Origin of the sequence: Streptomyces malaysiense (genome assembly GCF_000980885.2) — a bacterium.
Taxonomy (GTDB): domain Bacteria; phylum Actinomycetota; class Actinomycetes; order Streptomycetales; family Streptomycetaceae; genus Streptomyces; species Streptomyces malaysiense.
Genome location: NZ_LBDA02000069.1, coordinates 11963 through 38911 on the forward strand (window position 1 = coordinate 11963; position 26949 = coordinate 38911).

Genomic DNA, 26949 nt, shown 5'->3' on the forward strand with positions numbered 1-26949 from the left:
GCGCGGTGTCACGCGCCCCTTCTCGCTTCCGCTCACTTCTGGAGGATCGACAGGTCCTCGCTCGCCTTCGGGACCAGGACCAGGCCCCTGTCGTTCGGCAGGGTCTGCACGGTGAAGCCGGAGGGGTCGGTGGAGGTGAGGGTGCGGGAGGCGTAGAGGGGCGTGGTGGTGAGGGGTTCGACGGTCAGGGCGTAGGTGCCCTTGACGCCGGAGGGGACCGGGGCGTCGATGTTCTGGGTGGTGCCGGCCTTGATCGTGTAGGTCTTGCTGACCGCCGTACCGCCGCCGCTGCCCGCCGAGGCGGTGACCTTGACCTTGGCCGTGGCGGTGGGCGCCGTCAGGGCGAGAGTGGTGCCCTTGGCGCTGTTGTCGGCGGCGGTGGCGCGCGCTCCGACGGGGCCGGTGGCCGGGATGAACGCGGTCTCCTGGTCGGCGCCCTTGCCCCGGACCACGCGCAGCGCGGCGACGACCGGCACCGACTGGTCGGTGGGGGTCAGGACCAGGGAACCGGCCTCGCCGCGGGTGAGCGGGCCGAGGTCGGCTGAGGTGGTCACGCCGGACTTGACGTGCAGTTCCTCGTTGCCCGCCGGGGTGATCAGGCCGTCGGGCGAGGCGAGGCGGACCTTGAGGTCCGCGTCCGTGTCGCCCGGCGTGAAGGCGATCAGGCGGACGTCGGTGGCGTCCTTGGGGATCCCGGGGAGCACCAGGCTGCCGGCCGGGTCGGCGGCCGCGGCCAGCCAGTCGCCGCCCGCCTTGTCGTCCAGCGCCTGCACCGTCGCGCCGAGCCGCCCGCTGCGCACGCTGACGTGCACGGTCAGGTCGTCCTGCCGCTCGTCGGTCAGCGTGGACAGCAGGATCGGCTCACTGGAGTGCGGTTTGACCGTGAGGTTCTCCCCCAGCGGCGACTTGATCGCACCGTTCTTGCCGTACAGCTCGACGTCCACGACGGCTGCCGAGTCGTCCGGGTTGGTCAGATGGAGGTAGTCGGTACGGCTCGCCGCGGTGCTGGCGCCCGGGAACCAGAACTCGGTGTCCGCGGGCGTGCAGGTGACGCCCTGGAGGCCGCGGCCGGTGCCGGCGGCGATCTCGGTGGTCTCCTGCACGGTCCAGCCGGGCGCGAAGTTCCCGTCCGCGGTACCGATCAGCGCGGGTGTGTCGGCGCCGGAGGTGTCGCCGGTGACCGGGGTGCCGGGCGCCTTCGGGGTGAGCGCCGGCTGACCGGCGGTCGTCTTCTTGCCGCTCTTGCCCTTGCCCTTGCTCTGCTGGGTGTCGCCCGTGCCGTCCACCGACTGCACGGGGGCGGCCTGGAGTTGGGCCTTGCCGCTGCTCGGCGCGCCCTGGGTGACGGGCGTGAAGGAGGTGTACGTGGTGTCCGCGATGTCCGACACGCTGGGCGCCGGGCACAGCAGGCCGGTGCGCTGCACGGGCAGGTGGGAGGCGGCGCCGGGGGCGGCGGCGCCGGACGCGGACGGGGTGGCGAGCGCGGCGACCGCGGTGACGGCGGCCAGCGCGGTGGTGCCGGCGATCAAGGACAGGGTGGTGCGGTTCACTGCTGGCTCCCGTCGGGGCGCTCGCTGCCGGTGCCATGGGGCGGCTGGGCGGGGTCGTAGCCCTGCTGGGCGGGGTCGTACGCGGGGTCGTAGACCTGCTGCTGGTACGCCGCCGGGTCGTACGGCTGCTGTTCGGCGGTGCCGCCGTAGGCGTACTGGTCGTACGAGGCCGTGCCGTAGGTGTCGGCCTGATACGTCTGCTGGTCGTAACCGCCCGTCTGGTAGGCGTCGTCGCCGTAGCCGGGGTACCGGGTGTCCGTGTAGGGGGTGGCGTACGACTCGTCGTAGGAGGGGTCGTACGGCTGCTGGTGCGGGATCCGGGGCTCGGCCGGGGCCCCCTCCGGGATCTCCTCAGGGGGCGTCTCGTTCATGGGCACCTCCCCCATGGGCATCTCCGCCGCGGGCACTTCCCCCGCGGGCGTCCGCTCGGCGGACTCCTCCTCGGCCTGGGCGCGCAGGCGGCGGGCGCGGCGGCCCTCGCCCGTGGCCGCCTGCACGGGCAGCGGCTCCTCCTCGGGGAGGTCGTCGTCCACGTCGCGGCGGCGGCCCGGCAGGGCGAGGACGACAAGGACGACGGCGAGCGCGCCCTGGGCCCACAGCCAGACGGTGTGGGTGATGGGCGCGTCGTAGGTGACGTCCAACCGGCCACCGGTGGACGGGAGCCGGAAGCCCTGGGCCCAGCCGTCGACGGTGGTGCGGGTGAGCGGCTTGCCGTCGAGGGTGGCGGTCCAGCCGGGGGCGGCGCTGTCGGCGAGGCGCAGGACGCGGCCGTCGGAACCGGACGGGACGGTGGTGTGGATGTCCACCGGTCCGGCCTCGACCGGCTGGGTGCTGCCGGAGTCGACGGCGTCCGAGGTGCCGGCGGGCAGGATGACCGCGCGGGAGACCTCCTGGTCGACGCGCCACAGGGCGTTGCCGTCCTGCTGGCTGAGCCGGGCCAGGCCGGGGGTGGCGTCGAGGACGCGGGTGATGTCGCGGGGCGCGCCCTTGTGGACGAGGACGTACCGCACGGCGAAGCCGCCGAGTTCGTCGGCCTGGTCGGCGCCGGAGCCGGCGACCAGGTTGGCGACGACCTTGTCCAGGCGTGTGTTCTGACCGTCGGCGGCGGCGATCTCGGCGTCTCCCATGCGGGCGCCGGCGCCGCGCACCAGGGTGTAGCTGACCCGCGCGGTGGAGTCGCTGTCCAGGACGAGGGTGCGCGCCCGGTCGCCGGTGGTGGAGTCCTCGGCGACGAACGCGGGCACCTGGGCCGGGTCGCGGCGCTGCACGGGGCCGTCGGCGCCGCGGACCATCCAGGCGGCGGCGAGCAGCAGCGGTCCCAGGGCCGCGGTGAGCGCGATCAGGGCGGCCACCGGCTGGCGCCAGCCGAAGCTCTGCTCGGCCACGCGCGCGCGGGCGCCGTCGGCACCGAGGACTGCGGCGGCCAGCAGGGCGATGCCGTAGACGAGAGTGGCGGGTCCGGCCCAGGCGGACCGGTTGGCGAGGACCGCGAAGACGAGCCCGACCAGGGCGACGGCCCAGGCGGTGCGGATGCCCAACCGCCGCTCGGAGCGCAGCAGGGCGGCGAGGGCGGCGAGCACGATGCCGAGCAGCAGCAGACCGCTCATGGTGCCGGGGCCGCCGGGGCTGGCGCCGAGCAGGTCGAGCGCGGAGGCGGCGGAGGCGCCGTACGCCAGGCCCGCTTCCCTGAGGAAGCCGGTCGGCAGCAGGGTCAGCGACCAGGGGGCGAGGAGCAGCAGCGGGGTGCCGAGCTGCACCAGCAGGCGCAGGCCGTGGGCGATCAGGCCGGCGCGGCGCAGCACGAGCACGCCGAGGCCGAGGACCAGTGCGACGGGCCAGACGATCGGGGTGAAGGCGGTGGTGATGGTCAGCAGCAGCGCGTACGCCCAGGTGGCGCGCCAGCTGCCGGGGGCGCCGGTGCGGCTGGTGAGGCCGCTCGCGGCGCTGCCGGCGCGGGCGATCAGCGGCAGCAGGACGGCGAGTACGGCGGTGCCGATGCGGCCGCCGGCCAGGGCGCCGGTGGTGGCGGGCAGGAAGGCGTAGGCGATGGCCGCCCAGGCGCGCAGCAGCCGGGAGGTGACCAGCGGCCGGGAGGCGAAGTAGGCGGTGAATCCGGCGAGCGGCACCGAGCAGACCAGCAGCACGGTGACCGCGACTCCGGCGGAGCCGAACAGCAGGGTGGCCAGGGTGGCGACGACGGCCAGATAGGGCGGTGCGGCGGGGGTGCCGCCGGCGCCGACCGGGTGCCAGGCGTCCGCGAAGCGGGACCACAGTTCACCGGCGCCCGCCGGGGCGGGCAGCAGGGCGCCGCCGCCGAGCGCGCCGCCGGCGAGCAGGGAGCGGCAGGCGACCAGGGCGATGACCAGCAGGGCGAGGAAGAGCACCGGTCCGGGCCTGCGGGCGATCCGCTTGAGGCGGACGAACTGCTCGACCTCCAGGAAGTCGGCGTCGTCGCCGCCGGGCCCGGACTCCACGGCGCCGCCGTGCCGGCCGGCCGAGGTGGCGTCGGTGTCGGAGCCGCCGGTGAAGTTGCCCGCGAACTGCTCCACGGTGGCGCGGATGGTGGCGCCGGGCGGCGGGAAGAGGGCGCGCAGTTCGTCCTTGCCGATCCGCGGGGTGCCGCGGCGGCGCCGGGCGGCGATGATCCGCTCGGGTCGCAGCAGGGTGCCCAGCAGACCGCGGATCTCGTCGACGGCCTGGCCGGGGACCTTGCCGACCAGGTAGGCGACGGTGCGCAGGAGGGTGCCGAGGACCAGCCGCAGCATCACCCAGGGCAGCGCGGCGGTACGGGTGTTGACGAGCAGGGTGTGGACGGCGCCGGCCTTGTCGACCTTGTGCGGGGAGGCGGCGGTGCGGCCCACGCAGTCCACGGCGCGGCGCTCGCGGGAGGCGGCCTCGGCGTGCCGGACGACCGCGTCGGGGGCGATCAGGACGCGGTGGCCGGCGAGATGGGCGCGCCAGCACAGGTCCACGTCGTCGCGCATCAGGGGCAGCCGGCGGTCGAAGCCGCCGAGCTGTTCGAAGACGTCGCGGCGGATCAGCATGCCGGCGGTGGAGACGGACAGCACGGTGCGGACGTGGTCGTGCTGGCCCTGGTCCTGTTCGCGGCGGTCAAGACCGGTCCAGCGGCGGCCGGAGTTGGCGATGGAGACGCCGACCTCCAGCAACTGCCTGCGGTCGTACCAGCCGCGGAGTTTGGGGCCGACGACGGCCACGTCGTCGCGGCCCAGTTCGAGTTCGTTCTCGACGACCCGGAGCAGTTGGGCGAGGGCGTCGGGTTCGGGGGCGCAGTCGTCGTGCAGCAGCCAGAGCCACTGGACCGGTTCGCCGTACGGCAGTTCGGGGAGGTCGTAGGCGTCGTCCCGCCAGGTGCGGGTGACCGGGTCCCAGCCGCTGGGGCGCTTGAGGTAGGGCAGCTCGTCCGGGGTGAGGACGGGGACGGCGCGGCTCGCCTCCTCGACGGCCTGGCCGAAGCCGGTGCGGCGGGCGAGGTGCAGCACGCCCGCGTCGCCGAGGGCTTCGCCGAGCAGCTGGGCGGAGCTGTCCGCGCTGCCGGTGTCGGCGGCCACCGCGTGCTGGACGGGGCGTTCCTGGCCGAGCAGCCCGGCGAGCGCGTCGGGCAGCCAGCGCGCGCCGTCGTGGGAGACGAGCACGGCGGTGACCACGTGACGCGGGAACTCGGGTGGGCGGGCCGGATCGAACGCCGCCTGGCGGGCTGGGTCGAACGCTGCTGCGGCGGCCGGGTCTTGGGCTGCCGTATGGCTGTGCACGGACATCGAGGTACGGGCCCCGGTTCGCTGGACTGCGGTGGACACCTGCGTTCCCCGGGCCTCGATGGGCTCGCGGGGACAGCGGGTCGTCTCGGACGAGCGACCACACTATCGGCTGCCCACGAGGACGGCCCGCCGCCTGTGGATAACCCACGGGCCACGGGCCGTTCGTGATGTTTTCTCGGGTATGGCGCGGGTATGTACCGGGTGCCCGCGGCGCTGGTGCGCGGTCAGACGGCGGCCTTCTTCAGGCGGCGGCGCTCCCGCTCGGACAGGCCGCCCCAGATGCCGAAGCGCTCGTCGTTGGCGAGGGCGTACTCAAGGCACTCGGAGCGCACCTCGCAGGCGAGGCAGACCTTCTTCGCCTCTCTGGTGGAGCCGCCCTTCTCGGGAAAGAAGGACTCGGGGTCGGTCTGGGCGCACAGCGCGCGCTCCTGCCAGCCGAGTTCCTCGTCCGCGTCGTCGACCAGCAGTTGCTGCACCAGCTCGGTCATGTGCGCCCCTCGTCTGTCTTTCGCGTCCCCGTGCGTACGCCGTTACCGATTTCGGCTGAACGACACGAGTGAAATTACAAGTGTGCTGCTCCGGGCGAGTCAAGCCGAGATCTGCTATTGAGCCCGTTATTCACTCTGCGGAACCAAGGCCGTGCGGAAAGTGTTCAAATCGCCATAAACCCCGACGCACGACCGGGCACGCGGCCGGGGTCCGCCGGACCGCCGCGCTCCGCAGGCACCTGCACGGCTCCTGTACGAAGGAAGACGTCCTGACGTTCGATCGCGTTGCATGGCCCGTCGAGCGCTCGGATGTGCCCCATGTGTCCCGGCCCTCCGAGCAGCAAACCTCACGCCCGGCAGATGACCCGGATGAGGTGAAATGTGTCCCACATGGCGGTCATCGAGTTGACACCACTGATGTGAACCGTTGTCCTAGGGGGCATGCTCGCGAACTCGGTACCCACCTCGACCCGCACCGCCGGGTCCCACGGTGCTGTCCGGGCCCGCTGTAGCTGTTGTCGCTGTTCCAGCTGTTGAGCCGGCCCCTTCCTCCTTCTCCCGGGTCTCCGCTCCGGCTGTCGCCGACGCCCCGCCCCCGCGCGGCTCGGTCGTCCTTCCCTCGCAGCCCCTTTCGCCGGGCTCCCATCTCTTCTCCGCCGAGGAACCAGCACACCCCATGAACAGCGACAACGACCTCCAGATCGCCGGTGACCCGCTCGAAGTCCCGCATCTGCTCCAGCCGCCGCGCGAGCACCCGGCCACCGTCGCCGAGTTCGCCGGCCTGGCCCGCGCCATCGCCGCCGACCGCGCCCAGTGGGCGGAACTGGTCCGCTACGACGCCACGACCCGCTGGTACCACCGGCTGCGCACCGGCCCCGGTTACGAGGTCTGGCTGCTGTCCTGGGTGCCGGGGCAGGGCACCGGACGGCACGACCACGGGCGCTCCTCCGGCGTCCTCACCGTCCTGGAGGGCACGCTCACCGAGCACACCCGGCGCGGTGCCAGGACGCTCGCGCCCGGCGCGCAACACGTGTTCGCGCCGGGGTACGCGCACGAGGTCGTCAACGACGCGCTGGAACCGGCGGTCAGCCTGCACATCTACTACCCGGGTCTTACCGAGATGCCCATGCACCCCGCGGCGCACGCCGGGGCGCATGCCGCTCTCTCCTGCGAGGCGCGTCCGGTGACTGCCTGACGCGATGTCGGAGCCTCCTGCAAGACTGGTTCCCATGCGCATTGTGGTTCTGGCAGGCGGTATCGGTGGTGCACGGTTCCTGCGTGGTCTCAAGCAGGCCGCGCCGGACGCGGACGTCACGGTGATCGGCAACACCGGCGACGACATCCACCTCTTCGGGCTGAAGGTCTGCCCGGACCTCGACACGGTGATGTACACGCTGGGTGGCGGCATCAACGAGGAGCAGGGCTGGGGGCGGTCCGAGGAGACCTTCCATCTCAAGGAGGAACTGGCGGCCTACGGAGTCGGCCCCGAGTGGTTCGGGCTCGGCGACCGGGACTTCGCCACGCACATCGTGCGGACGCAGATGCTCGGCGCCGGCTATCCGCTGAGCGCGGTCACCGCGGCACTGTGCGACCGGTGGAAGCCGGGCGTGAAGCTGATCCCGATGACCGACGACCGGGTGGAGACGCATGTGGCCGTCGAGGTCGACGGCGAGCGCAAGGCGGTCCACTTCCAGGAGTACTGGGTGCGGATGCGGGCCGGCGTGCCCGCCGAGGCCGTGGTCCCGGTCGGCGCCGAGAACTCCAAGCCGGCCCCCGGCGTCCTGGAGGCGATCGCCGAGGCGGACGTCATCCTCTTCCCTCCGTCCAACCCGGTCGTGTCCATCGGCACGATCCTCGCGGTCCCGGGCATCCGGGAGGCCATCGCGGACGCGGGCGTGCCCGTGGTCGGCCTGTCCCCCATCGTCGGCGACGCGCCGGTGCGCGGGATGGCCGACAAGGTGCTCGCCGCGGTCGGCGTCCGGTCCACGGCCGCCGCCGTCGCCGAGCACTACGGCTCGGGCCTGCTGGACGGCTGGCTGGTCGACACCGTGGACGCGGCGGTGGTCGAGCGCGTGGAGGCCGACGGCATCCGCTGCCGGGCCGTGCCCCTGATGATGACCGACCTCGCCGCGACCGCGCAGATGGCGCGGGAGGCGCTGACACTGGCCGAGGAGGTGCGGGGCGCGTGAGCGTGGACCGCGCGGAGCGTCCCGCGTTCCAGGTCTGGGCCCCGGCCGGGCTGCCCGAGGTACAGCGGGGCGACGACCTCGCCAAGCTGATCGCCGTCGCCGAGCCCGCCCTGGCCGACGGGGACGTGGTGGTCGTCACCTCCAAGATCGTCTCCAAGGCGGAGGGCCGGGTCGTCCGGGCCACCGACCGGGAGGCCGCGATCGACGCGGAGACCGTGCGGGTGGTGGCCCGCCGGGGCACCCTGCGGATCGTGGAGAACCGGCAGGGCCTGGTCATGGCCGCGGCCGGGGTCGACGCCTCGAACACCCCCGCCGGGACCGTGCTGTTGCTGCCCGAGGACCCGGACGCGTCCGCCCGCGCCATCCGCGACGGCCTGCGCGACGCCCTCGGGGTCGAGGTCGGGGTCATCGTCAGTGACACCTTCGGGCGGCCCTGGCGCGCGGGCCTCACGGACGTGGCGATCGGCGCCGCCGGGGTGCGGGTGCTGGACGATCTGCGCGGGGGCACGGACGCGTACGGCAACCCGCTCAGCGCCACCGTGGTGGCCACGGCGGACGAACTGGCCGCCGCCGGTGACCTGGTCAAGGGCAAGGCCGAGGGGCGGCCGGTCGCGGTGGTGCGCGGCCTGCCCCAGGTGGTGGAACGGGGCGGCGAGGCGGGCACGGGCGCGCGGGCGCTGGTGCGTGCCGCCGCCGACGACATGTTCCGGCTCGGCACCTCCGAGGCGGTCCGCGAGGCCGTGACCCTGAGGCGCACCGTGCGGGCGTTCACCGACGAGCCGGTGGACCCGGGTTCGGTACGGCGGGCGGTGGCGGCGGCCGTGACGGCGCCCGCACCGCACCACACCACGCCCTGGCGGTTCGTGCTGCTGGAGTCGGCGCGGTCGCGCGGCCGGCTGCTGGACGCGATGCGGGACGCCTGGATCGCCGACCTGCGCCGGGACGGCAAGGCCGAGGAGTCCGTCGCCAAGCGGGTCCGGCGAGGCGACGTGCTGCGCGACGCCCCCTGTCTCGTGGTGCCGTGCCTCGTCATGGACGGCTCGCACCACTACGGGGACGCGCGGCGCGACGGTGCCGAGCGGGAGATGTTCGTCGTCGCCATGGGCGCGGGCGTGCAGAACTTCCTGGTGGCGCTGGCCGGGGAGCGCCTCGGCTCGGCCTGGGTGTCGTCCACGATGTTCTGCCGGGACGTGGTGCGCGAGACGCTCGCCCTGCCCCCGGAGTGGGACCCGATGGGCGCGGTCGCGATCGGGCATCCGGCCGAGGCGCCGCGGCCTCGGGCCGAGCGGGACGCGGAGTCGTTCATCGAGGTGCGATGAGAGGCGGACGGGGGGCCTAGTCTCGTAGGACGGCACCGGCGGCACCGGCCGCACCGGCAATCCGAGGATCTGATCCGTGGCAGGACGTTTCGTTCAGCGGCCCACGCGCACGACGGTGCGCGGCGGGCGGACCGGCGTGTCCGCGGGCGGTACGGATGGTGCGGCCGGGATACCGCGGCAGGCCGCGGTGCCCCCGCGGATGCGGAGGTGGGTGCCCGAGGGACCCCTCGATCTCGGTCTGGTGCTCGGGCCGCTACGGCGCGGGCCCGGCGATCCGACGTTCCGGGCCACGGCGGACGGGTCCGTGTGGCGGGCCTGCCGCACCCCGGCTGGGCCCGGCACGCTGCGGGTACGGGCGGACGGCGGTGAGGTGCTCGGCGAGGCGTGGGGGCCGGGGGCGCGGTGGCTGCTCGACGGTCTGCCCGCGTTGCTCGGGGCGTCCGACGATCCGGAGGCGTTCGTGCCCCGGCACCGGGTGGTGGCGCTGGCGCGGCACCGGCGGCCGGGGCTGCGGCTCACCCGGACCGGACTGGTGCTGGAGTCGCTGATCCCGTCGGTGCTGGAGCAGAAGGTCACGGCGGATGAGGCGTACCGGGCGTGGCGGTTGCTGGTACGGCGGTTCGGCGAGCCCGCGCCGGGACCGGCCGGGCTCGGCGAGCGGCCGATGTTCGTCATGCCTGCGGCGCGGACGTGGGCGCTGGTTCCCTCCTGGGAGTGGCATCGCGCCGGGGTCGACGACAAGCGCGCGTCCACGATCCTGCGGGCCGTCCGGGTGGCCCCGCGGCTGGAGCAGGCGGTGGGGATGCCGGCGGCGGAGGCTCGGGCGCGGCTGGAGGTCGTACCGGGGGTTGGGGTGTGGACGTCGGCGGAGGTGGTGCAGCGCAGTCACGGGGCGGCGGACGAGGTGACGGTCGGGGATCTGCATCTGCCGGGGATCGTGGGATGGGCGCTGGCGGGTGACCGGCACGCGGACGACTCCGAGATGCTCCGTCTGCTGGAGCCCTACGCCGGTCAACGGCACCGGGCCGCCCGCCTGATCCTCCTGAGCGGCGTGGCACCGGCCCGGCGCGTCCCGAAGATGCCCCGCGTGGACATCGGGTCGCTCTGAGCCGCGGCGCCGCCACACACGGCGACCGGGACGAGCCCCGCTCGACCCGGTCGCACCGCTCCCCTACTGGTCGGAGGAGAACCGCACCGCACCCGCCGGGATACGCGCGTCGCACCACACCCGGGCCCCGTCGCGCAGCTCGTTGTCGGGGCCGACGACCGCCCCGTCGCCGATGACCGTGCCGGTGAGCACGGAGCGGGTGCCGACGCGGGCGCGGGCGCCGATGAGGGAGTCGGTGATGACCGCGCCGGGCTCGATGACCGCGCCCGGCAGGATCGTCGAGCCGAAGACCCGCGCGCCCCGCGCGACGAACGCGCCCTCCCCCACGACCGTGCCCCCGGTCAGCTTCGCGTCCGGCGCCACCTGGGCCGTCGGCAGCACCAGCCGGTCACCGCAGCGCCCCGGCACCGCGGGCGACGGCGCGCGCCCGAGCACCAGGTCGGCCGAGCCGCGCACGAACGCGGCCGGGGTGCCGAGGTCCAGCCAGTACGTGGAGTCGACCATGCCCTGGAGATGCGCCCCCGCGGCCAGCAGTTCGGGGAACGTCTCGCGCTCCACCGACACCGGCCGGCCCGCCGGGATCGCGTCGATGACCGAGCGCCGGAAGACGTACGCCCCCGCGTTGATCTGGTCGGTGACGATCTCCTCCGGCGTCTGCGGCTTCTCCAGGAACGCCAGGACCCGGCCCGTCCCGTCGGTCGGCACCAGACCGTAGGCACGGGGGTCGGACACCTTCGTCAGGTGCAGCGAGACGTCCGCGCCCGACGACTGGTGGGTGTCGACGAGGGCCTGGATGTCCAGGCCCGTCAGGATGTCCCCGTTGAAGATCAGCACCGGCTCGTCCGGGCCGGAGCACAGCCGCGAGGCGACGTTGCGGATCGCCCCGCCCGTGCCGAGGGGCTCCTCCTCGGTGACGTACTCGAGGTGGAGGCCCAGCGCCGAGCCGTCGCCGAAGTACGGCTCGAAGACCTCGGCCAGATAGCTGGTGGCAAGGACGATGTGCTCGACGCCCGCCGCTCTCGCCCTCGCCAGCTGGTGGGTGAGGAACGGCACGCCCGCGGCCCTGACCATGGGCTTGGGCGTGTGCACGGTGAGCGGGCGCAGCCGGGTGCCTTTGCCGCCGACCAGGAGGATCGCTTCTGTCACCTGTCGTCTCTGCTTCCTGCCGGGACCGGCCGAACTGACTCGTTCTACTCGTATCGGCCGGTCAGTGTATGCAGACCGTAGCGACGGAGGCCGTGACGGCCACGCGGTTTGCCGTGAGACGGGTGTGAGATCAGTGAGAGACGCGCCCCCCTCGCGCGCCTTCGCGCGCGTACCCTGTGCCGGGTGAACGCCACCGATCGCACCCCCGCCGACCTGCTGACTTCCGCCCTCGCCGCGGATCCCGGCCGCCCGCTGGTGACCTTCTACGACGATGCCACGGGCGAACGCGTCGAACTCTCGGTCGCCACCTTCGCCAACTGGGTGGCCAAGACCGCGAACCTCCTCCAGGGCGACCTCTCCGTGGAACCCGGCGACCGGGTCGCGCTGCTGCTGCCCGCGCACTGGCAGACGGCGGTGTGGCTGCTGGCCTGTGCCTCGGTGGGCGCGATCGCGGACGTGGCCGGGGACCCGGCGGCGGCCGACGTGGCCGTCAGCGGTCCGGACGCGCTGGAGGCGGCGCGGGCGTGCCGGGGCGAGCGGGTGGCGCTGGCCCTGCGGCCGCTCGGCGGCAGGTTCCCGCAGCCGCCGCAGGGGTTCCTCGACTACGCCGTGGAGGTGCCGGGCCAGGGCGACCGGTTCGCGTCGCCGTACGGCGGGGAGTCGGCGCTGATCGTGGCCGGAGCGGAGTTCAGCGGGGCCGAGGTCGTGCAGAAGGCCCTCGCCGACTCGGCCGGGCTGGAGCTGACGGGGCCTGGGTCGCGGCTGCTGTCGGGGATGCCGTACGACACCTGGGAGGGACTCAGCGCGGGACTGTTCGCGCCGCTGGCCAGTGGCGGGTCCGTGGTGCTCTGCCGGAATCTGGACCGGCTGGACGAGGAGTCGCTGGCGAAGCGGATCGAGAGCGAGAAGGTGACGGCGGTACGGCGATGAGCCCGGCCCGGGTAGGGCCGTGCCCCCTCTTGGAGTAGTACAGGGCGCCTCCCCTCACCTCTCCGCCTCATTGTCGTAGGAGTACCGAGGAGCACCTCCTACGACGGCGAGGCCTTGCACCGTGACCCACTCACCTCCCCCCGCCGACGGGTCGTCCGCGACCGGGGCGGGGCTCGTGCGGCGGCGCCGGCGGCGGTGGGCCAAGGGGGCGGGGCTCGGGGCGGCGATCCTGGTCGCGGCGGCCGTCGGGGCGGGGTGGGCGGCGTACGCCCGGCTCAGTGCCAATATCCGGCCCGACGGCGCGGCGGCCGCCGAGCTCGACCGGTACGCGCACGAGCGGCCCGCGGTCGTGGCGCCCGGGGCGCGGAACATCCTGCTGATCGGATCCGACAGCCGGGCCGGCGACGGCAACGGCCGCTACGGGAGGGACCTGGGCAGCCGGCGCTCGGACACGACGATCCTGCTGCACCTGGCGGCGGACCGGCGCAGCGCCACCGCCGTGTCCCTCCCCCGGGACCTGATGGTGGACATCCCGGACTGCCTCCGGGGCGACGGCACCCGGGGCCGGCCGGTGTTCGCGATGTTCAACCACGCCTTCGAGCTGGGCGGTTCGGCATGCACGGTGCGGACCGTCGAGAAGCTGACGGGCATCCGCGTCGACCACCACGTGGTCGTGGACTTCAGTGGGTTCAAGGACATGGTGGACGCCGTCGGCGGGGTGCGGGTCTGCCTGAAGGAACCCATCGACGACAAGGCGGCGAAGCTCAGGCTGCCAGCGGGCGAGGTCACGCTCGACGGGGAGCGGGCCCTCGGCTACGTACGGGCCCGCGAGTCGCTGGGCGACGGCAGCGACACCGGGCGGATGCGGCGCCAGCAGCGGTTCCTCGGCGCGCTGGTCACCAGGGTGCGCGGCAACGACGTACTGCTGAACCCGTTGCGGCTGTACGCCGTGCTGGACGCGGCGACCTCCTCCCTCACCACCGATCCGGGGCTGGCGGACCTGGGCGACATGTACCGACTGGTGCGGACGCTGCACGCCGTCCCCACCCGGCGCACGCAGTTCCTGACGGTGCCGAGGGAGCAGTACGTCTACGACGCCGACCGCGACCAACTCGTCGAGCCCGAAGCCGAGAAGCTCTTCGAGCGGCTGCGCACGGACCAGCCGGTGGCGGTCGCCGAACGGACGCCGGAGAAGCCGCCGGCTCCGCAAAAGGGCACGACGAGTTCCCCTTCCCCCACGCCCACCTACACCGGGACCACGGCCGCCGAGCAGGGCTGCGTGTGAGGCGTGCGCCGTGGCCGCCGGCTTCCGCCCGGAAAATGAGGCGGATTGCCCGGTTGTAGGGACGACGGATTTGTCACCGGCGTCCCTAGACGCTGAACTGGGCGGATAGTGTGAGCGATCCGGTGCACGTGGCCACGAGGTCCGACCTGGGGTCGTGCACTGTTTCAGCGAGACCCGAGCGCCTTTGAGGGGGAAGGCGCCGCGTGGCCCCGACGGAGGATTCGGACAACCGTGGACGCGCAAGGCCGTGGGCGGGCGGACAACATCGATCCCGCAGACCAGTGGGTGCTCAATCCGAACACCGGCGAATACGAACTGCAACTGCCTCCTTCCGGAACGCAGTCGGTTCCCGGTCCGCGCAAGCCGTCCGCCCCGGACGGCGACGGTGCCCGGCGCCGCCGGCGCAACGACATGGCGCCCGGCGAGACCCGCGAGATGAGCACGGTGCCCGCGCAGGACGGCGGGCGCGAGGGGGGCGGGACCCGCACCCAGGCCGGGGGCCGCACCCGGGACACGGCGCGGGCCGGGGACGTGCCGCCACCGAGGACCTCCCGGCGCCGCGGCACCGAACCCGAGGGCGCGCCGGGACGGCGTGGCCGCCGGCCGGTGAAGAAGAAGTCGAAGGCGAAGAAGGTGCTGGCGTGGACCGCCGGCGGCACGGCCTTCGCGCTGGTCGCGGTCGGCGCCGCCGGGTACCTGTACCTCAAGCACCTTGAGGGCAACATCAGTTCGACCGATGTCGGAGACGCGGGCTCCAAGGGCTTCAGCAAGGACGAGGCCTTCAACCTGCTGATCATCGGCACCGACAAGCGCACCGGCAAGGGCAACGAGGGCTACGGCGACTCCGGCAGCGTCGGGCACGCTGACACCGACATCCTGCTGCACGTCTCCAAGGACCGCACCAACGCGACCGCGCTGAGCATCCCGCGCGACCTGATCGTGAACGTGCCGGACTGCCCGACCAAGCAGCCGGACGGCAGCAGCAAGGTCATTCCCGGCACCGACAACGTGCGCTTCAACACCAGCCTCGGCCAGGACGGCCGCGACCCGGGCTGCACCATGCGCACCGTCGAAGAGGTCACCGGCATACACGTGGACCACTTCATGATGGCCGACTTCAACGCGGTGAAGACGCTGACCAGCGCGGTGGGCGGTGTCGAGGTGTGTGTCGCGCACCCCGTGGACGACAAGGAGTCCCATCTCAAGCTGCCGGCGGGCAAGTCGGTGGTGGAGGGCGAGCAGGCCCTCGCCTTCGTGCGCACCCGGCACAGTTTCGGCAACCAGGGCGACCTGGACCGCATCAAGGTGCAGCAGCAGTTCCTGGGCTCGCTGATGCGCAAGATGTCCTCCGGCGACACCCTCAGCAACCCCTCGAAGCTGATGGACCTCGCGGAGGCGGCCACCAAGGCGCTGACCGTCGACACCGGCATAAAGAGCATCAACACGCTCAAGGACATCGCGCTGGAGCTCAAGAAGGTGCCGCCGAAGAACATCACCTTCACCACAGTGCCGGTGGTGGACAACCCCGCGGAGAAGGTCCACGCGACGGTGGTCCTCAACCAGTCGGCGGCGCCGGCGGTGTTCCGGGCGATACAGGACGACGTCTCCTTCACCGACGTCAAGCGCAAGCAGAAGGCCGCGAAGGACGCGCAGGCCGCCCGGCTCAAGGGCACCCGGTCCGCGCCCGGCGACGTGCGCGTGCGCATCCTCAACAGCGAGGCGGCACCGGGCAGCGCGCAGGCGGTCCTGGACTGGCTCCAGAACAGCGAGGGCGTACTGAAGTCGGAGAACGCGGGCAACGCGTCGGCCGGGCTCCGGAAGACCACCCTGGAGTACGCGCCCGACCAGGCGGCGCAGGCCCGGGAGCTGGCCGCGTTGATGGGGCTGCCCGGCTCGGCGCTCAAGCCGGGTTCGAGCGTCGTCAACTCCCAGGGGCTGCCCGCGATGACCCTGACCCTGGGCAAGGACTTCAAGGGCGCGGGCACGCCGATCACCGCTCCGGACACGGCGCCGAAGGTCGACAAGTCAACGGCCGACGAGGTTAAGTGCGCCTCATAGGTAACCCTGCGGGCCCGTCGTGCGTCTAACCACTCGGCGCGGGACGGGCCCGTCGCATGGCGTAGAAGGCGGGGAGGGCAGGGAGAGTGGCGCAGAGCGAGGTGCGAGGTGACGCTGCCGAGGTGGATGACACGATGGCGCTCACCCCGCGGACGGCGGACCTCGAGGCCGGGGCCGGACGGCACGGCGGCGGTCGGCGCAAGAGGGGCTCGGGCTCCGGGGGTTCGGGCGGTCCGGGAGGTTCCAAGACCACCCGGCGGCGCCGACGGCGCGCGCTGCGCTGGTCGGCGACGATCCTCGCGGTGGTCATACTCGGCACGGCGGGCGCCGGTTACCTCTACTACCGGCATCTGAACGCCAGCATAAGCAAGGGCGAGCGCAGCAGCGGTGACGCCAAGGCGCGGAAGACCGCCCCGAACGCGGCCGGACAGACCCCGCTGAACATCCTGCTGATCGGCTCGGACAGCCGTAACTCGGCGGAGAACCTGGAGCTCGGCGGCAGCAAGAGCAGCGTCGGCGATCCCCCGCGCGGGGACGTGCAGATGCTCATCCACATATCCGCCGACCGCAAGAGCGCCGCGATGGTGAGCATCCCCCGCGACACCCGTGTCGACATCCCCAAGTGCACGGATCCGGACACCGGAAAGGTCTATCCGGCGACCAACGACATCATCAACACCACGCTCGGCCGGGGCGGCGCCGGCTGCACGCTGGCCACCTGGGAGAACCTCACCGGGGTCTACATCGACCACTGGATGACGATCGACTTCGCGGGCGTGGTGAGGATGGCGGACGCCATCGGCGGCGTCGACGTCTGTGTGAAGCAGAACGTCTGGGACCACCCGACCGCGGCCCAGCGCGGCGGCTCCGGGCTGAAGCTGACCGCCGGGACGCACAAGGTCAAGGGCGTGCAGGCGCTCCAGTGGCTGCGCACCCGGCACGCCTGGGGCAGCGACCTGATGCGGGCCCGCGCCCAGCACATGTACCTCAACTCCATGCTCCGCACGCTCCAGTCGCAGAACGTGTTCACCGACACCGGGCGGCTCATAGACCTGGCCAACTCTGCCATCAAGTCCCTCAAGGTCTCCGAGGAGATCGGCACGGTCAAGAAGCTCTACGACCTCGGCATGGAGATGAAGTCCGTGCCGTCGGACCGCATCACGAGCCTGACGATGCCTAACCTCCCGGATCCGCAGGATCCCGACAACCACGTCGTCCCGAACACGACCGACGCCGGCAAGCTCTGGGCGATGCTCCGGGACGACATCCCGCTCGACAAGAACGGCGGGACCGCGGACTCCGAGCAGGGCGCGGACAAGCCCCAGCCGACGAAGTCGCCCTCCACCGATCCGGCCCGGCTCGGCGTCGTCGTCCAGAACGGCACCGGCTCCGCCTCCGAGGCGGCGGTCCCCGGCCGGGCCCGCACCATCGCCGAGGCGCTCGCGGCGAAGGGTTACGGCCGGGCGGCGGCCGACGCCGCGGCCCCGCCACCGCAGGACAAGACGGTGGTCGAGTACCCGAGCGCCGACCTCCAGGGCGACGCCCAGGGCGTGGCCAAGGCACTGGGCCTGCCGGCGAGCGCGGTGAAGCAGACCACCTCGGTCTCCGGCGTCACCCTGCTGCTCGGCGCCGACTGGCGCAGCGGCACGACCTTCCCGAAGCAGTCCAAGCCCAAGGCCGGCGACATCCCGTCCAACTCCGACGCCATCAACGGCGCGGACAAGGGCGGCTGCATGGAGGTGTACAAGCCGTACCGGTGGTGAGGGCCGTACCGGTACCGAACGGGGCGGGGCCCCTCCGCGAAGGAGGGGCCCCGCCCCGTTCGGTCCGTGCGCTCGGGTCCGTCAGGCGCTGTGCACCGCCGGCCTGCGCGACGCGATGACCCGCTTGGCCAGGGACTTCGGGCTGGTCAGGAAGCCCCAGCCCCAGGACATGTGCATGGTGGCGAGGGCCACGGGGATCTGGAGGCGGGCCTTGAGGGGCAGGCCCTTGCCGGCGGGCAGGGAGCCGGCGGCGATCGCGGCGAGGTAGCCGCCGGGGATCACCAGGCCCCAGGGGGTCAGGGCCACGCCGGCCACCAGGCCCGCGGCTATCGCGCAGACCGCGGTCGGCGGGGCGAGGTAGCGCAGGTTGATCGAGCCGGAGTGGTAGCGGGCGACGACATGGCGCCAGCGGCCGTAGTCCTTGTACTGCTTGGCCAGGGCCCGCACCGAAGGCCGGGGGCGGTACGACACCTTCAGTTCCGGCGAGAACCAGATCAGGCCGCCCGCCTCGCGGATGCGGAAGTTCAGCTCCCAGTCCTGGGCGCGGATGAACTCCTCGTTGTAGCCGCCCTGCTGCTCCAGCGCCTCGCGGCGGAAGACACCGAGGTAGACCGTCTCGGCGGGGGCCGCGTCGCCGCCGGTGTGGAAGGCCGCGTTGCCGACGCCGATCCTGGAGGTCATCGCGGCGGCGACCGCGTGCTCCCAGTCGTTCTCGCCCTCGGCGTGCATGATGCCGCCGACGTTCTGCGCACCGGTCTCCGCGAGGAGCCGTACGGCGGTCTCGATGTAGTTCGGCGAGAGGATGCCGTGGCCGTCGACACGGACCACGATCGGATGCCGGGAGGCCTTGATCGCCGCGTTCAGCGCGGCGGGGGTGCGGCCGGTCGGGTTCGGCACGGTGTGGACGCGGGGGTCTTCGGCCACGAGCTCGGCGGCGATCTCGTCCGTGCGGTCCGTGGACGGACCGAGGGCGATCACGACCTCCATGTCGCCGCCGTACTCCTGCGCGAGGATCGCTTGGACGGCCCCGCGCAGATGCCGCTCCTCGTTGAGGACGGGCATGATCACGGATACAGCGGGGAACCGCACGTCGGGCTTGGCGTTCATAGGGGCCTCACGTTACCGCGAACGGGCGACACCGGTGCGCGCCGCCGGGGCTCCGACGCGGGATGGAGATCGTATCGGCCTACTGTGCTCACGGATCCCACGTACGGCCTCGTCCGGAGGTGTCCCTTGACCAGCCCGCCCCGGTCCCCGGCGCGACCCCAGCGCCGCCCGCAGCCGCCCCGCCGGCTGCCGCCCCAGCACGTGCGGCCCGTGCGGCCCGTGCGCCGACGGCGGCGGCCGCGCTGGGCCGTGCGGGCGATGACCACGCTGTCGGTGGTGGTGCTCGCCTCCGCGGGCATCGGACACGCGGTGGTCACCAGCCTGGACGCGGGGATCTCCCGGGTCGACGCCTTCAAGGACATGAAGAACCGGCCGCAGGCGGGCCACGGGATGAACATCCTGCTGGTCGGCACCGACGGCCGGGACAAGATCACCGAGCGGCAGCGGCGCGCCTTCCACCTGGGCGGACAGCCCTGCCACTGCACCGACACGATGATGGTCGTGCACATCTCGGAGGACCGGGAGCGGGCCACGGTGGTGAGCCTGCCGCGCGACTCCTACGCCGAGGTACCCGCCCGCCGGGACCCGGCCACCGGCCGGAAGTACGGCGCGCATCCGCTCAGGCTGAACGCGGCCTACGCCGAGGGCGGACCCCAGCTGACCGTGCGCACGGTCGAGAACATGACCCATGTGAAGATCGACCACTATCTGGAGGTCGACTTCACCAGCTTCATGAAGACCGTGGACGTCCTCGGCGGGGTCCGGATCTGTACGGCGACGCCGCTGAAGGACAGTTACAGCGGGCTCGACCTCGCTCCCGGCACGCACACCCTGATGGGCGGGCAGGCGCTCCAGTACGTGCGCTCGCGGCACCTGGACGGGGCCAGCGACCTGGGCCGGATGAAGCGGCAGCAGCGTTTCCTGGCCGCGCTGATCGAGCGGGCGACGTCCTCGGGCGTGCTGCTGAACCCGATGCGCTTTCGCGACGTGACCCGGGCGGTGCTCGGCTCGGTGCGCGCCGATGTGGGCTTCGGCACGGACGAGCTGCTCGACCTCGGGCGCGCGATGCGGAACTTCTCGCCCTCGTCCTCCGAGTTCACGACCGTCCCCATCGGGCGGATGGACTACCCGGTCAAGGGCATCGGCTCGACCCTGAAGTGGGACGCGGCCCGCTCCGCCCAGCTGTTCCAGGCGCTGCGTGACGACAAGCCGCTCACCGCGGCCCGCCCGCACCCCGCCTCCGCCGCGACGTCCGTCGAGACGGACCCCCGGGGCATCCGGGTGCAGGTGGCGAACGGCACCGCCACGACCGGACTGGCCAAGCGGATCGACACCGAGCTGGCCGCGACCGGCTTCGCCACCACTCACCAGCCGGTGACCGCGCCCGCCCGGCTGACGGCCACCGTCATCACGTACGACCCCCGCTGGGACCGCTCCGCGCACACCCTGGCCGCGGCCCTGCCGGGCAGCGAGCTGCGGGCGGCGCCGGGCCAGGGGCCGGTGCTGAAGGTGACCGCCGGCGCCGGCTTCAAGGGCGTGCGGGCCGTGCGCTTCGAGGATCCCGGGCATCAGGACCAGGGCGCCGCGAGCGTGGTGCGCGGCAACGAGGTGGTGTGCTCGGGGAACGCCTGAGCGGACACGCGCCCCCGGGCACCCCGCCCCGTCCGGTCCGGCCCGGACCCGTCCGGTCCCGCTGGTCCTGCAAACCGTCTAGTCCTGCAAACCGTCCGCCGCCCGCTGCTCGCGCAGCTCGCGGATGGCGCGGCGGCGGGCCAGCCGGTGGGTGCGGCGGATCTGCGCCTCCTGGTAGCGGCGGCGGTCACGGTCGGTCTCCGGCAGCACCGGGGGCACCTGACGGGGCTTGCCGTCGGCGTCCACGGCCGCGAAGACCAGATAGGCCGAGCCGACCTGGGTGGGCGGGTTGGACTCGTTCCAGCGCTCGGCGAGGACTCGTACGCCGACCTCCATGGAGGTCCGGCCGGTCCAGTTGACCTGGGCCTTCACATGGACCAGGTCACCGACGCGGACCGGTTCGAGGAAGGCCATCTCGTCCATGGACGCGGTGACGGCGGGGCCGCCGGAGTGCCGCCCGGCCACGGCGCCCGCCGCGTCGTCCACCAGCTTCATGATCACCCCGCCGTGCACCGTACCCAGCAGGTTGGTGTCGTTGTGGGTCATGATGTGGCTGAGCGTGGTGCGCGAGGCGGACGTGGGTTTGCCCGGAATTTCCGATTCCACTGCTTCCGGCTCCGTGGCCTGGTCTGTCATGCCCTCTACCTTATGCCGAAGCCGCATTCGCGGAATTTGTGTCAGCTTCGCAACAGCGCCGCCCCTATTTTCCGACAGGCCTTGTAAGCCATACGGCGCAGCCCTGCACACTGGTCCGCATGAATGACTGGCCCGAGGCATGGTCCGACGACGAGCGCGGCCCCCGCTACGGACGCGGCAGCGCCGGCGCGCAGCCCGAAGGCGCACGCGCGATGCGCCAGGTGCGGCGCGGTCCGGCGGCACCGCAGTACGGGGCCGGCGTTCCGCAGCAGCCGTCGTACGCGAACGGCGGCTACGACGACGCGTACGACAGCGGTTACAACACCGGCCAGGTCTACGGCGGCCCCGGCGGCCACGGCCCCGACGGCACGCCGGGGCCCGGCCAGAGACCCGCGCCGAACTGGCGGCGGCGGATCAAGTGGACCGCGATCACCTTGGTGACCGTGTTGACCGTCACATCGGTCGCGACCTACTTCTGGGCCGACTCCAAGCTGCGCCGCGAGGTCGACCTGTCCAAGGTGATCGACCGGCCGCAGTCGGGGTCCGGCACCAACTACCTGATCGTCGGTTCGGACAGCCGCGAGGGCATGACCAAGGCGGACGAGAAGAAGCTGCACACCGGCGCCGCCGAGGGCAAGCGCACGGACTCGATGATGATCCTGCACGTCGGCGACAACGGCGACACGCTCGTCTCGCTGCCGCGCGACTCGAACGTGGAGATCCCGTCGTACAAGGGCTCGACGTCCGGGAAGGTCTACCCCGCCACGGGCCGCCAGGAGAAGCTGAACGCGGCCTACGCCGAGGACGGGCCCACGCTGCTGGTCCGGACGATCGAGTACAACACCGGGCTGCACATCGACCACTACGTGGAGATCGGCTTCCAGGGCTTCGCGAACATCGTGGACGCGGTCGGCGGGGTGCAGATCGACATCGACAAGGGCTTCAAGGACAAGTGGTCCGGCGCCGACTTCAAGGCCGGCAAGCAGACCCTGAACGGCCGGCAGGCGCTCGCCTTCGTGCGCACCCGGCACGCCTTCGCCGCGTCCGACCTGCAGCGGACGAAGAACCAGCAGAAGTTCCTGGCGGCCCTGGCCCACGAGGTGGCGACGCCCGCGACCGTGCTGAACCCGTTCAAGTTCTACCCGACCATGGGCGCGGGCCTGGACTCGCTGATCGTGGACAAGGACATGTCCCTGTGGAACCTGGCCTCGATGTTCTGGGCCATGAAGAGCGTCAACGGCGGTGACGGCACCTCCATGAACATGCCCATCTCCGGCTCCGTCGGCGGCAACCTCGTCTGGGACAAGACGAAGGTCAAGACGCTGGTGACCGAACTGAACAACGACCAGAAGGTCACCGTCGCCGGCAACTAGCCGAAACGGCGCGACAGGGGCGGCCGGGCCGTCGCACGGGCGAGCAGCGCCACGTGCGGCAGGACCAGCCGCCCCTCGCCGTCCCGGGCGAACTCCGCGCACAGCCGGTCGTACTCCCCCCGTATCCGCGCGACGGTCCCGGCGTCCTGGGCGCCGAGGACCAGCCCGGCGGTGGCGATCCCGCCCGCGGCCCCGCCCCACCACTCCTCGGCGCCGGCCCGGTGCGCCCACTCCAGCTCGGCGGCCCGGGGCCCGTCGAACCCGGCCTCGGCGAGCAGCGCGGCCAGTCCGCCGGGGGTGCGCGGGAAGTCCTCGGCGGGGTCGAGGCGGGGCAGGTACGCCGGTGGTACGGCACCGCCCGCCGCGCAGGCCCGCCCCAGCAGTTCCTGTCCCGCCCCGCGCCGGGCGCCCCACAGGGTCAGCGCGATGCGGCCGCCGGGGCGCAGCACGCGGCGCAGCTCGGCGAGGGCGGCGCGCGGGCGGCCCACGTGGTTGAGCACGAAGTTGGCGAGGACGGCGTCGAACTCCTCGTCCGGGAAGGGCAGTTCCGGCAATACGGCGACCTCGGCGGCGATGCCGTGCCGGCGGGCCCGCGCCACCATGTCCGGGTCGGCGTCCACCGCACTCACCCGCGCGCCCCGTTCCCGTGCCGCGCGGGCGGCGGTGCCGGTGCCGGTGCCGACGTCCAGCACCCGACTCCCGCCCGCGACCCGCGCCGCCTCCAGCAGCCGCGGCACCGGGTGGGCGCACAGCCGCCCGAAGCTCGCCTCGTACGCCCGCGCCCGTCCCGCCCACATGGCCCGCTCGGCGGCGTCGAAGGCCGCGGTCGCCCCGGAAGTGATCATGCCGGCACCCTGCCGCACCCGGGGGCACACGCTCAAGGGCACCCCGGCCGGGGCGCCCTTGAGCGACGCGGTCACGCCTCGGTCACACGGCCGTCGCGCGGCACATCTCGGCACACCGGCGACACGCCTCCGCGCAGCGCATCAGCTGCTGGTCGTCCGGCATGGACATGCACGCCTCGGCGGCCATGTCGCACGCCTTGGCGCACATCGCGCCCATCTCGCCCGACATGGGCGAGCGGCGCATCATCATGTCGGCGCACATCCGGGTCGTCTCGGAGCAGTCCATGAGCGCGCGCATGATCTGCATCTGCGCCTGCCCGCCCTGCTGCATGCAGGAGCTCATGGTCTCCTCGCACATGCCGTGGCAGTTCATGCAGGCCTCGATGCAGTCCTGCATCTGCTTGGTCATGGCGGGCATCGTCGTTCCGGGCTGGGCCATGGCTCCTCCTCGGAGCAGGGGGACCCGGGACCGGGTCCCGTGTGCTTCCGTCCTACGTCGCCCGCCCCGCCCCCGCATGTGACCGACCGGTCGTAAGGCCCCCGAGAACGCGGAAGGCGCCCCGCGGGACGCCTTCCGGTACCGCCGGCGGGTTACGGGAGGTTGCGCGCCATCACGATCCGCTGGACCTGGTTCGTGCCCTCGTAGATCTGGGTGCTTTACAGGTCATACGGCCCTGACCTGTACGAAAACCCCTCCCAGAGGGGGTGTCCCCAGCATTTCCCCATGATCGTCAGCAGTCTGCGCAGGCAGGAGTCGCGCTGGAGGCACCTCCGCCAGTCGCGCGCTATACGAGCAGGCCCGGCGCAGGTTACGCGGTTTCCCGTTCCGTCAACCGTGATCGCTTGACCAGTGCGCCCAGCCCTCGGGAGCATCAACCCAGATGCGGGGTACTGGCAGCGGACGGGAGAGGGGAACCCAGACCATGAAGGTCACCAAGCTGGTCAGCACGTGCGACATCAAGGATTGCCCGACGATCTACGCGACGGATCGCGGCACCTTCCTGGTACAGGGCGAGACGCCGACCGATCACGGGCTTCAGATTCCCGCGCACGAAACCCTGGTCGAGATCCCGATGGAACTGATCCAGAAGGCCATCCGTGACAACCTCATCTAGGACCCTCGGCGACCTCTTCGACTCGTTCGAGCGCGAGGCGTTCCGGCTCGAAACCCTGGACGACTACAGCAAGTCCGGAAGCGTCGACGCCTATCAGGCGTTCCTGGCCGGGGAGTCACAGCCGGAGGACTACAACGCGGGCTGGATCGAAGAACTACGCTCGCACACCGAGAAGGGGAAGCGGGTATACCGGGTCCATATCCTGTCCCGCCCGCTCACGGACTATCTCAGGTTCGAACTCGGCTGGGGCTACCACAAGAATGTGAGCGGGGGTGAAGAGTTCTTCATCCTCGACATCACCGACAAACCCAACCCCCTGGAGAACGTTCCGGATTTCTGGTTCTTCGACTCCGAATCCGTGGCCGTGATGAACTACGACGGAAGCGGAAAGTACCTGGGATCGGAAGTGCTACCGCCGGAACGGACAGCGGAATTCATGCGGTACCGTGATGCGGCTCTCGCGCACGCGGAACCGTTCACCGAATGGTGGGCCAAGTACGGGACGTGAACAGAGCACAGCTTGGAGCCGCGCTGCGGGCGCTGCGAGTGGCATCCGGCAAGGAAGCCAAAGCGGTGGCCCGCAGCGCCCTCATGTCTCCGTCCAAGCTGTCCAAGATCGAGAATGCGAAGCTGGCACCCAGCGCGACGGACGTAGAGCGCATCCTGACCGCCATCGGTGTCTCGGACGAGGTCAAAGCGGAGTACGCGGAAGCCGCACGCGCGTCAGCGACGGAAGCGACGGCGTGGCGCCTGCTCAAGCGAATCGGGGTCCACAAGGGCCAGCAGGCCGCCAAGGCTCTGGAAGCCCAGATGTCTGTACTGCGGCTGTTTCAACCCGCGCTCGTTCCGGGCCTGCTCCAGACGCCCGAGTACATCAGGGCCATTCTGCAACGGCACAATCTGAGTGAAGACGCACTCACGCGAACGATCAATGGGCGACTCGAACGGCAAGCGGTTCTCTACGACAACGCAAAGTCGCTCCGGTTCATCATCACCGAACCTGTTCTGCGCTGGCGCATCGTGCGAGCGCAGATGATGGCCGCTCAGCTTGATCGCATCGTCTCCATTTCGCGGCTCTCCCACGTGGACATCCGGATAGTCCCTCTGCGAATTCAGCAACATGACATAGCAAATCATGCCTTCGTCATCCGTGACGACCGCATGGTGACAGTTGAAACCGTCCATGCCGAAGTCGTCGTTACGGACCCGCGAGATGTGAGTCTCTACGTTGATAAGTTCGAAGGATTCGCGCGAGCCGCGCTGGCCGGCGACGAAATGCGGGATCTGATCGAAAGCATCCGCAACGACTTTTTGCGGGAACAGGAAACAGGCTAGAGGCGCAATCGTGGGCCGCCGAAGATGGGGGCCATGGTGAGCGACAGCAAGGCACATAGGACCGAAGCGGCTGATCATCTGGGCAGCAGTGAGGCCCGACAGTTCCTCTCCCGTCTCTCCGGAGCGTTCGGCGTCGGCGGCGTGCTCATGGTGCAGAAGAGCGACCCTGGCCCCGAAGGCGCGGACCTGGCGCCGAGTTCGGCTTTGCACTGGCCTCGGTGTGAGTGCGGGAGCCCGAAGTGTCCTGACTACAAGCCCCCGCCGAATAGCCCGTCAGCGGGACTGAGCGGCAGAGTCGCCGCAGCCAACGCGCGGAGCCGTAGGGGTGGGCTGTGAGCGTCAGAGCGGCCATGCGGTACGTCATGCACCGGATCACCGAGCATCCCGACACGGACGTGACGTTCGAGGCCGAGTGTCTGCACTGCGGTTGGAAAGCGACTCCCGCCGATGACTCGGCCTCCGTCGACGTGGAGTGCATGAGCCACACGGGCCGGTCCGGGCACGCCAGTTTCCGGCGCATCCGGACCTCGTTCGCCATGGTCGTTCGCGCCGAGTGAGACACCACCCCTGCGGTGGAATCCCTGAACTCCCGCCCGGTATGGGCGGCGACGGTCAGTCATGGCCGTGATCAGTTGAGCAGGAAGGTGCAGTGATGCTGGACGGAAGTGATCTGTACGCGCTCGACATCAACGGGGCGTCGTTCGTGAAGGCATGCGGCGGCCCCTGCACCGAAGGGTGCGTGACCCTGGCGCGGATCGGTGACGACGCCTGGGCTCTGGGTGACAGCAAGCGGCCGGACGCCCAACCGCTGCGGTTCACCACGGAGGAACTGGACGCGGCCGGTATCGACCCGGCGCGCTTCGGCCTGAACGTCTGAGCCTCCCCCTCCCGCCAGCCGGGCCGGGTCCTCCTGTCCCTGGGTCCGGCCCCGCTGGCACTCCTCGGAACGGAACGACTGGTGCACCACCACGGCTATCTATGGACCGGCCCGAAAGAGCGTTTCGACAATGAGGCCCTGCGGCGACCTCCACATCCTGAGCCGCCCCCGGCCGGAAGCAGGCCAGAACTGATCCAGCGTTACCGGGAGGTCGCGGCAGAGTTCCCGACCGTCGACCTGCCGCCCCTTGAAACGGCGTACTGGCTGATCAAGCCCCGTTCCATCGTTCGTGGCACATGGGAGGAAGCCAAGGAGGCTGCAACCTGGCTCGGTGAGCGGCTGGCCGAGTACGCGCCCCGGTTCGCGGCGGAACGGGACCGAGACACCACCCGCCTAGGCCGTGTTTTAGGAAGCGCG

The 26949-nt window shown here is 71.9% G+C and carries 24 protein-coding genes; 16 read left to right on the forward strand and 8 right to left on the reverse strand.

Features of this window, described 5'->3' with window-relative positions; translation table 11 throughout:
• Window positions 1-32: 32 nt before the first annotated feature.
• From VT52_RS27380 to VT52_RS27390, 3 genes are all read right to left on the reverse strand, one after another.
• Entirely contained in the window at window positions 33-1550 is a 1518-nt protein-coding gene (locus VT52_RS27380; protein ID WP_046426282.1) for a DUF5719 family protein, read from the reverse strand.
• Window positions 1547-5326 carry a glycosyltransferase gene (locus VT52_RS27385; RefSeq protein WP_107481464.1) on the reverse strand — a complete coding sequence of 1260 codons (3780 nt, stop codon included), beginning with the start codon at window positions 5324-5326 and terminating at the stop codon, window positions 1547-1549. Before VT52_RS27385 ends, VT52_RS27380 begins: the two co-directional genes overlap by 4 nt.
• A 224-nt stretch (window positions 5327-5550) precedes the next feature.
• A complete protein-coding gene (locus VT52_RS27390; RefSeq protein WP_003975777.1) occupies window positions 5551-5814 on the reverse strand; it encodes a WhiB family transcriptional regulator in 264 nt (87 codons plus the stop codon).
• A 676-nt stretch (window positions 5815-6490) separates the two neighbouring features.
• Here VT52_RS27390 and VT52_RS27395 point away from each other — a divergent pair.
• The 4 genes from VT52_RS27395 (at window position 6491) to VT52_RS27410 (ending at window position 10430) form a co-directional block, all read left to right on the forward strand.
• Window positions 6491-7009 carry a cysteine dioxygenase gene (locus VT52_RS27395; RefSeq protein ID WP_046426272.1) on the forward strand — a complete coding sequence of 173 codons (519 nt, stop codon included), beginning with the start codon at window positions 6491-6493 and terminating at the stop codon, window positions 7007-7009.
• Between the two features lie 34 nt (window positions 7010-7043).
• Window positions 7044-8003, forward strand: a complete 960-nt coding sequence (cofD, locus tag VT52_RS27400) for a 2-phospho-L-lactate transferase (protein WP_046426270.1) — start codon at window positions 7044-7046, stop codon at window positions 8001-8003.
• A complete protein-coding gene (locus VT52_RS27405) occupies window positions 8000-9322 on the forward strand; it encodes a coenzyme F420-0:L-glutamate ligase (protein ID WP_046426268.1) in 1323 nt (440 codons plus the stop codon). The genes cofD and VT52_RS27405 overlap by 4 nt, the downstream gene beginning before the upstream one ends.
• Window positions 9323-9398: 76 nt before the next feature.
• The gene (locus VT52_RS27410; protein ID WP_206306615.1) at window positions 9399-10430 is read left to right on the forward strand and encodes a DNA-3-methyladenine glycosylase family protein; all 1032 of its coding nucleotides are present in this window, start codon (window positions 9399-9401) and stop codon (window positions 10428-10430) included.
• Between the two features lie 63 nt (window positions 10431-10493).
• On the opposite strand, the gene manB is transcribed toward VT52_RS27410, so the two are convergent.
• Window positions 10494-11576 (reverse strand): mannose-1-phosphate guanylyltransferase, encoded by a 1083-nt coding sequence (gene manB / locus VT52_RS27415; protein ID WP_046426263.1) that lies wholly within the window; start codon window positions 11574-11576, stop codon window positions 10494-10496.
• Between the two features lie 183 nt (window positions 11577-11759).
• Between manB and VT52_RS27420 the strand changes: the two genes are divergently transcribed.
• From VT52_RS27420 to VT52_RS27435, 4 genes are all read left to right on the forward strand, one after another.
• On the forward strand, window positions 11760-12506 hold the full coding sequence (locus VT52_RS27420) for a TIGR03089 family protein (RefSeq protein ID WP_046426261.1): 747 nt from the start codon (window positions 11760-11762) through the stop codon (window positions 12504-12506).
• Window positions 12507-12627: 121 nt separating this feature from the next.
• A complete protein-coding gene (locus VT52_RS27425) occupies window positions 12628-13791 on the forward strand; it encodes an LCP family protein (RefSeq protein ID WP_046426260.1) in 1164 nt (387 codons plus the stop codon).
• Between the two features lie 231 nt (window positions 13792-14022).
• Window positions 14023-15849 (forward strand): LCP family protein, encoded by a 1827-nt coding sequence (locus VT52_RS27430; RefSeq protein ID WP_046426257.1) that lies wholly within the window; start codon window positions 14023-14025, stop codon window positions 15847-15849.
• 134 nt (window positions 15850-15983) lie between these two features.
• Window positions 15984-17612: an LCP family protein gene (locus VT52_RS27435; protein WP_046426255.1), complete on the forward strand. Its 1629-nt coding sequence runs from the start codon at window positions 15984-15986 to the stop codon at window positions 17610-17612.
• 81 nt (window positions 17613-17693) lie between these two features.
• Here VT52_RS27435 and VT52_RS27440 read toward each other — a convergent pair whose 3' ends face one another.
• Window positions 17694-18719, reverse strand: a complete 1026-nt coding sequence (locus VT52_RS27440; protein WP_046428520.1) for a glycosyltransferase family 2 protein — start codon at window positions 18717-18719, stop codon at window positions 17694-17696.
• Between the two features lie 126 nt (window positions 18720-18845).
• Between VT52_RS27440 and VT52_RS27445 the strand changes: the two genes are divergently transcribed.
• Entirely contained in the window at window positions 18846-20351 is a 1506-nt protein-coding gene (locus VT52_RS27445; RefSeq protein WP_206306616.1) for an LCP family protein, read from the forward strand.
• Window positions 20352-20429: 78 nt separating this feature from the next.
• Here the strand turns inward: VT52_RS27445 and VT52_RS27450 are convergent, their stop codons facing one another.
• Window positions 20430-20987, reverse strand: a complete 558-nt coding sequence (locus VT52_RS27450) for an acyl-CoA thioesterase (RefSeq protein ID WP_071387670.1) — start codon at window positions 20985-20987, stop codon at window positions 20430-20432.
• 119 nt (window positions 20988-21106) lie between these two features.
• On the opposite strand from VT52_RS27450, the gene VT52_RS27455 reads away from it, so the two are divergent.
• The gene (locus VT52_RS27455) at window positions 21107-22360 is read left to right on the forward strand and encodes an LCP family protein (RefSeq protein ID WP_079175306.1); all 1254 of its coding nucleotides are present in this window, start codon (window positions 21107-21109) and stop codon (window positions 22358-22360) included.
• On the opposite strand, the gene VT52_RS27460 is transcribed toward VT52_RS27455, so the two are convergent.
• Together VT52_RS27460 and VT52_RS27465 are read right to left on the reverse strand one after the other, a co-directional pair.
• Window positions 22357-23205: a class I SAM-dependent methyltransferase gene (locus VT52_RS27460; protein WP_046420479.1), complete on the reverse strand. Its 849-nt coding sequence runs from the start codon at window positions 23203-23205 to the stop codon at window positions 22357-22359. The two genes, VT52_RS27455 and VT52_RS27460, sit on opposite strands and share 4 nt — an antisense overlap.
• An 82-nt stretch (window positions 23206-23287) precedes the next feature.
• A complete protein-coding gene (locus VT52_RS27465) occupies window positions 23288-23644 on the reverse strand; it encodes a four-helix bundle copper-binding protein (protein ID WP_071387671.1) in 357 nt (118 codons plus the stop codon).
• Between the two features lie 484 nt (window positions 23645-24128).
• On the opposite strand from VT52_RS27465, the gene VT52_RS27470 reads away from it, so the two are divergent.
• From VT52_RS27470 to VT52_RS36110, 6 genes are all read left to right on the forward strand, one after another.
• Complete coding sequence (locus VT52_RS27470) at window positions 24129-24320, forward strand: hypothetical protein (RefSeq protein WP_030115393.1); 192 nt, start codon at window positions 24129-24131, stop codon at window positions 24318-24320.
• Complete coding sequence (locus VT52_RS27475; RefSeq protein ID WP_046427924.1) at window positions 24304-24828, forward strand: DUF6879 family protein; 525 nt, start codon at window positions 24304-24306, stop codon at window positions 24826-24828. The genes VT52_RS27470 and VT52_RS27475 overlap by 17 nt, the downstream gene beginning before the upstream one ends.
• Entirely contained in the window at window positions 24825-25655 is an 831-nt protein-coding gene (locus VT52_RS27480) for a helix-turn-helix domain-containing protein (protein WP_079175311.1), read from the forward strand. Before VT52_RS27475 ends, VT52_RS27480 begins: the two co-directional genes overlap by 4 nt.
• Window positions 25656-25987: 332 nt before the next feature.
• Window positions 25988-26212 (forward strand): DUF7848 domain-containing protein, encoded by a 225-nt coding sequence (locus tag VT52_RS27485; protein ID WP_046427926.1) that lies wholly within the window; start codon window positions 25988-25990, stop codon window positions 26210-26212.
• A gap of 95 nt (window positions 26213-26307) precedes the next feature.
• Window positions 26308-26532: a DUF397 domain-containing protein gene (locus VT52_RS27490; RefSeq protein WP_046427928.1), complete on the forward strand. Its 225-nt coding sequence runs from the start codon at window positions 26308-26310 to the stop codon at window positions 26530-26532.
• 81 nt (window positions 26533-26613) lie between these two features.
• Window positions 26614-26949 (forward strand): hypothetical protein (locus VT52_RS36110; RefSeq protein WP_079175312.1); only part of this gene is annotated, 336 nt, incomplete at its 3' end.

Excerpts from the sequence above, each read along its gene's own strand:
- VT52_RS27460 (WP_046420479.1), bottom strand. The coding sequence starts at position 23,205 with ATGATCACTTCCGGGGCGACCGCGGCCTTCGACGCCGCCGAGCGGGCC.
- VT52_RS27450 (WP_071387670.1), bottom strand. The coding sequence starts at position 20,987 with ATGACAGACCAGGCCACGGAGCCGGAAGCAGTGGAATCGGAAATTCCG.
- VT52_RS27385 (WP_107481464.1), bottom strand. The coding sequence starts at position 5,326 with ATGTCCGTGCACAGCCATACGGCAGCCCAAGACCCGGCCGCCGCAGCA.
- VT52_RS27455 (WP_079175306.1), top strand. The coding sequence starts at position 21,107 with ATGAATGACTGGCCCGAGGCATGGTCCGACGACGAGCGCGGCCCCCGC.
- cofD (WP_046426270.1), top strand. The coding sequence starts at position 7,044 with ATGCGCATTGTGGTTCTGGCAGGCGGTATCGGTGGTGCACGGTTCCTG.
- VT52_RS27490 (WP_046427928.1), top strand. The coding sequence starts at position 26,308 with ATGCTGGACGGAAGTGATCTGTACGCGCTCGACATCAACGGGGCGTCG.
- VT52_RS27470 (WP_030115393.1), top strand. The coding sequence starts at position 24,129 with ATGAAGGTCACCAAGCTGGTCAGCACGTGCGACATCAAGGATTGCCCG.
- VT52_RS27395 (WP_046426272.1), top strand. The coding sequence starts at position 6,491 with ATGAACAGCGACAACGACCTCCAGATCGCCGGTGACCCGCTCGAAGTC.
- VT52_RS27440 (WP_046428520.1), bottom strand. The coding sequence starts at position 18,719 with ATGAACGCCAAGCCCGACGTGCGGTTCCCCGCTGTATCCGTGATCATG.
- VT52_RS27390 (WP_003975777.1), bottom strand. The coding sequence starts at position 5,814 with ATGACCGAGCTGGTGCAGCAACTGCTGGTCGACGACGCGGACGAGGAA.
- VT52_RS27465 (WP_071387671.1), bottom strand. The coding sequence starts at position 23,644 with ATGGCCCAGCCCGGAACGACGATGCCCGCCATGACCAAGCAGATGCAG.
- VT52_RS27435 (WP_046426255.1), top strand. The coding sequence starts at position 15,984 with ATGGCGCTCACCCCGCGGACGGCGGACCTCGAGGCCGGGGCCGGACGG.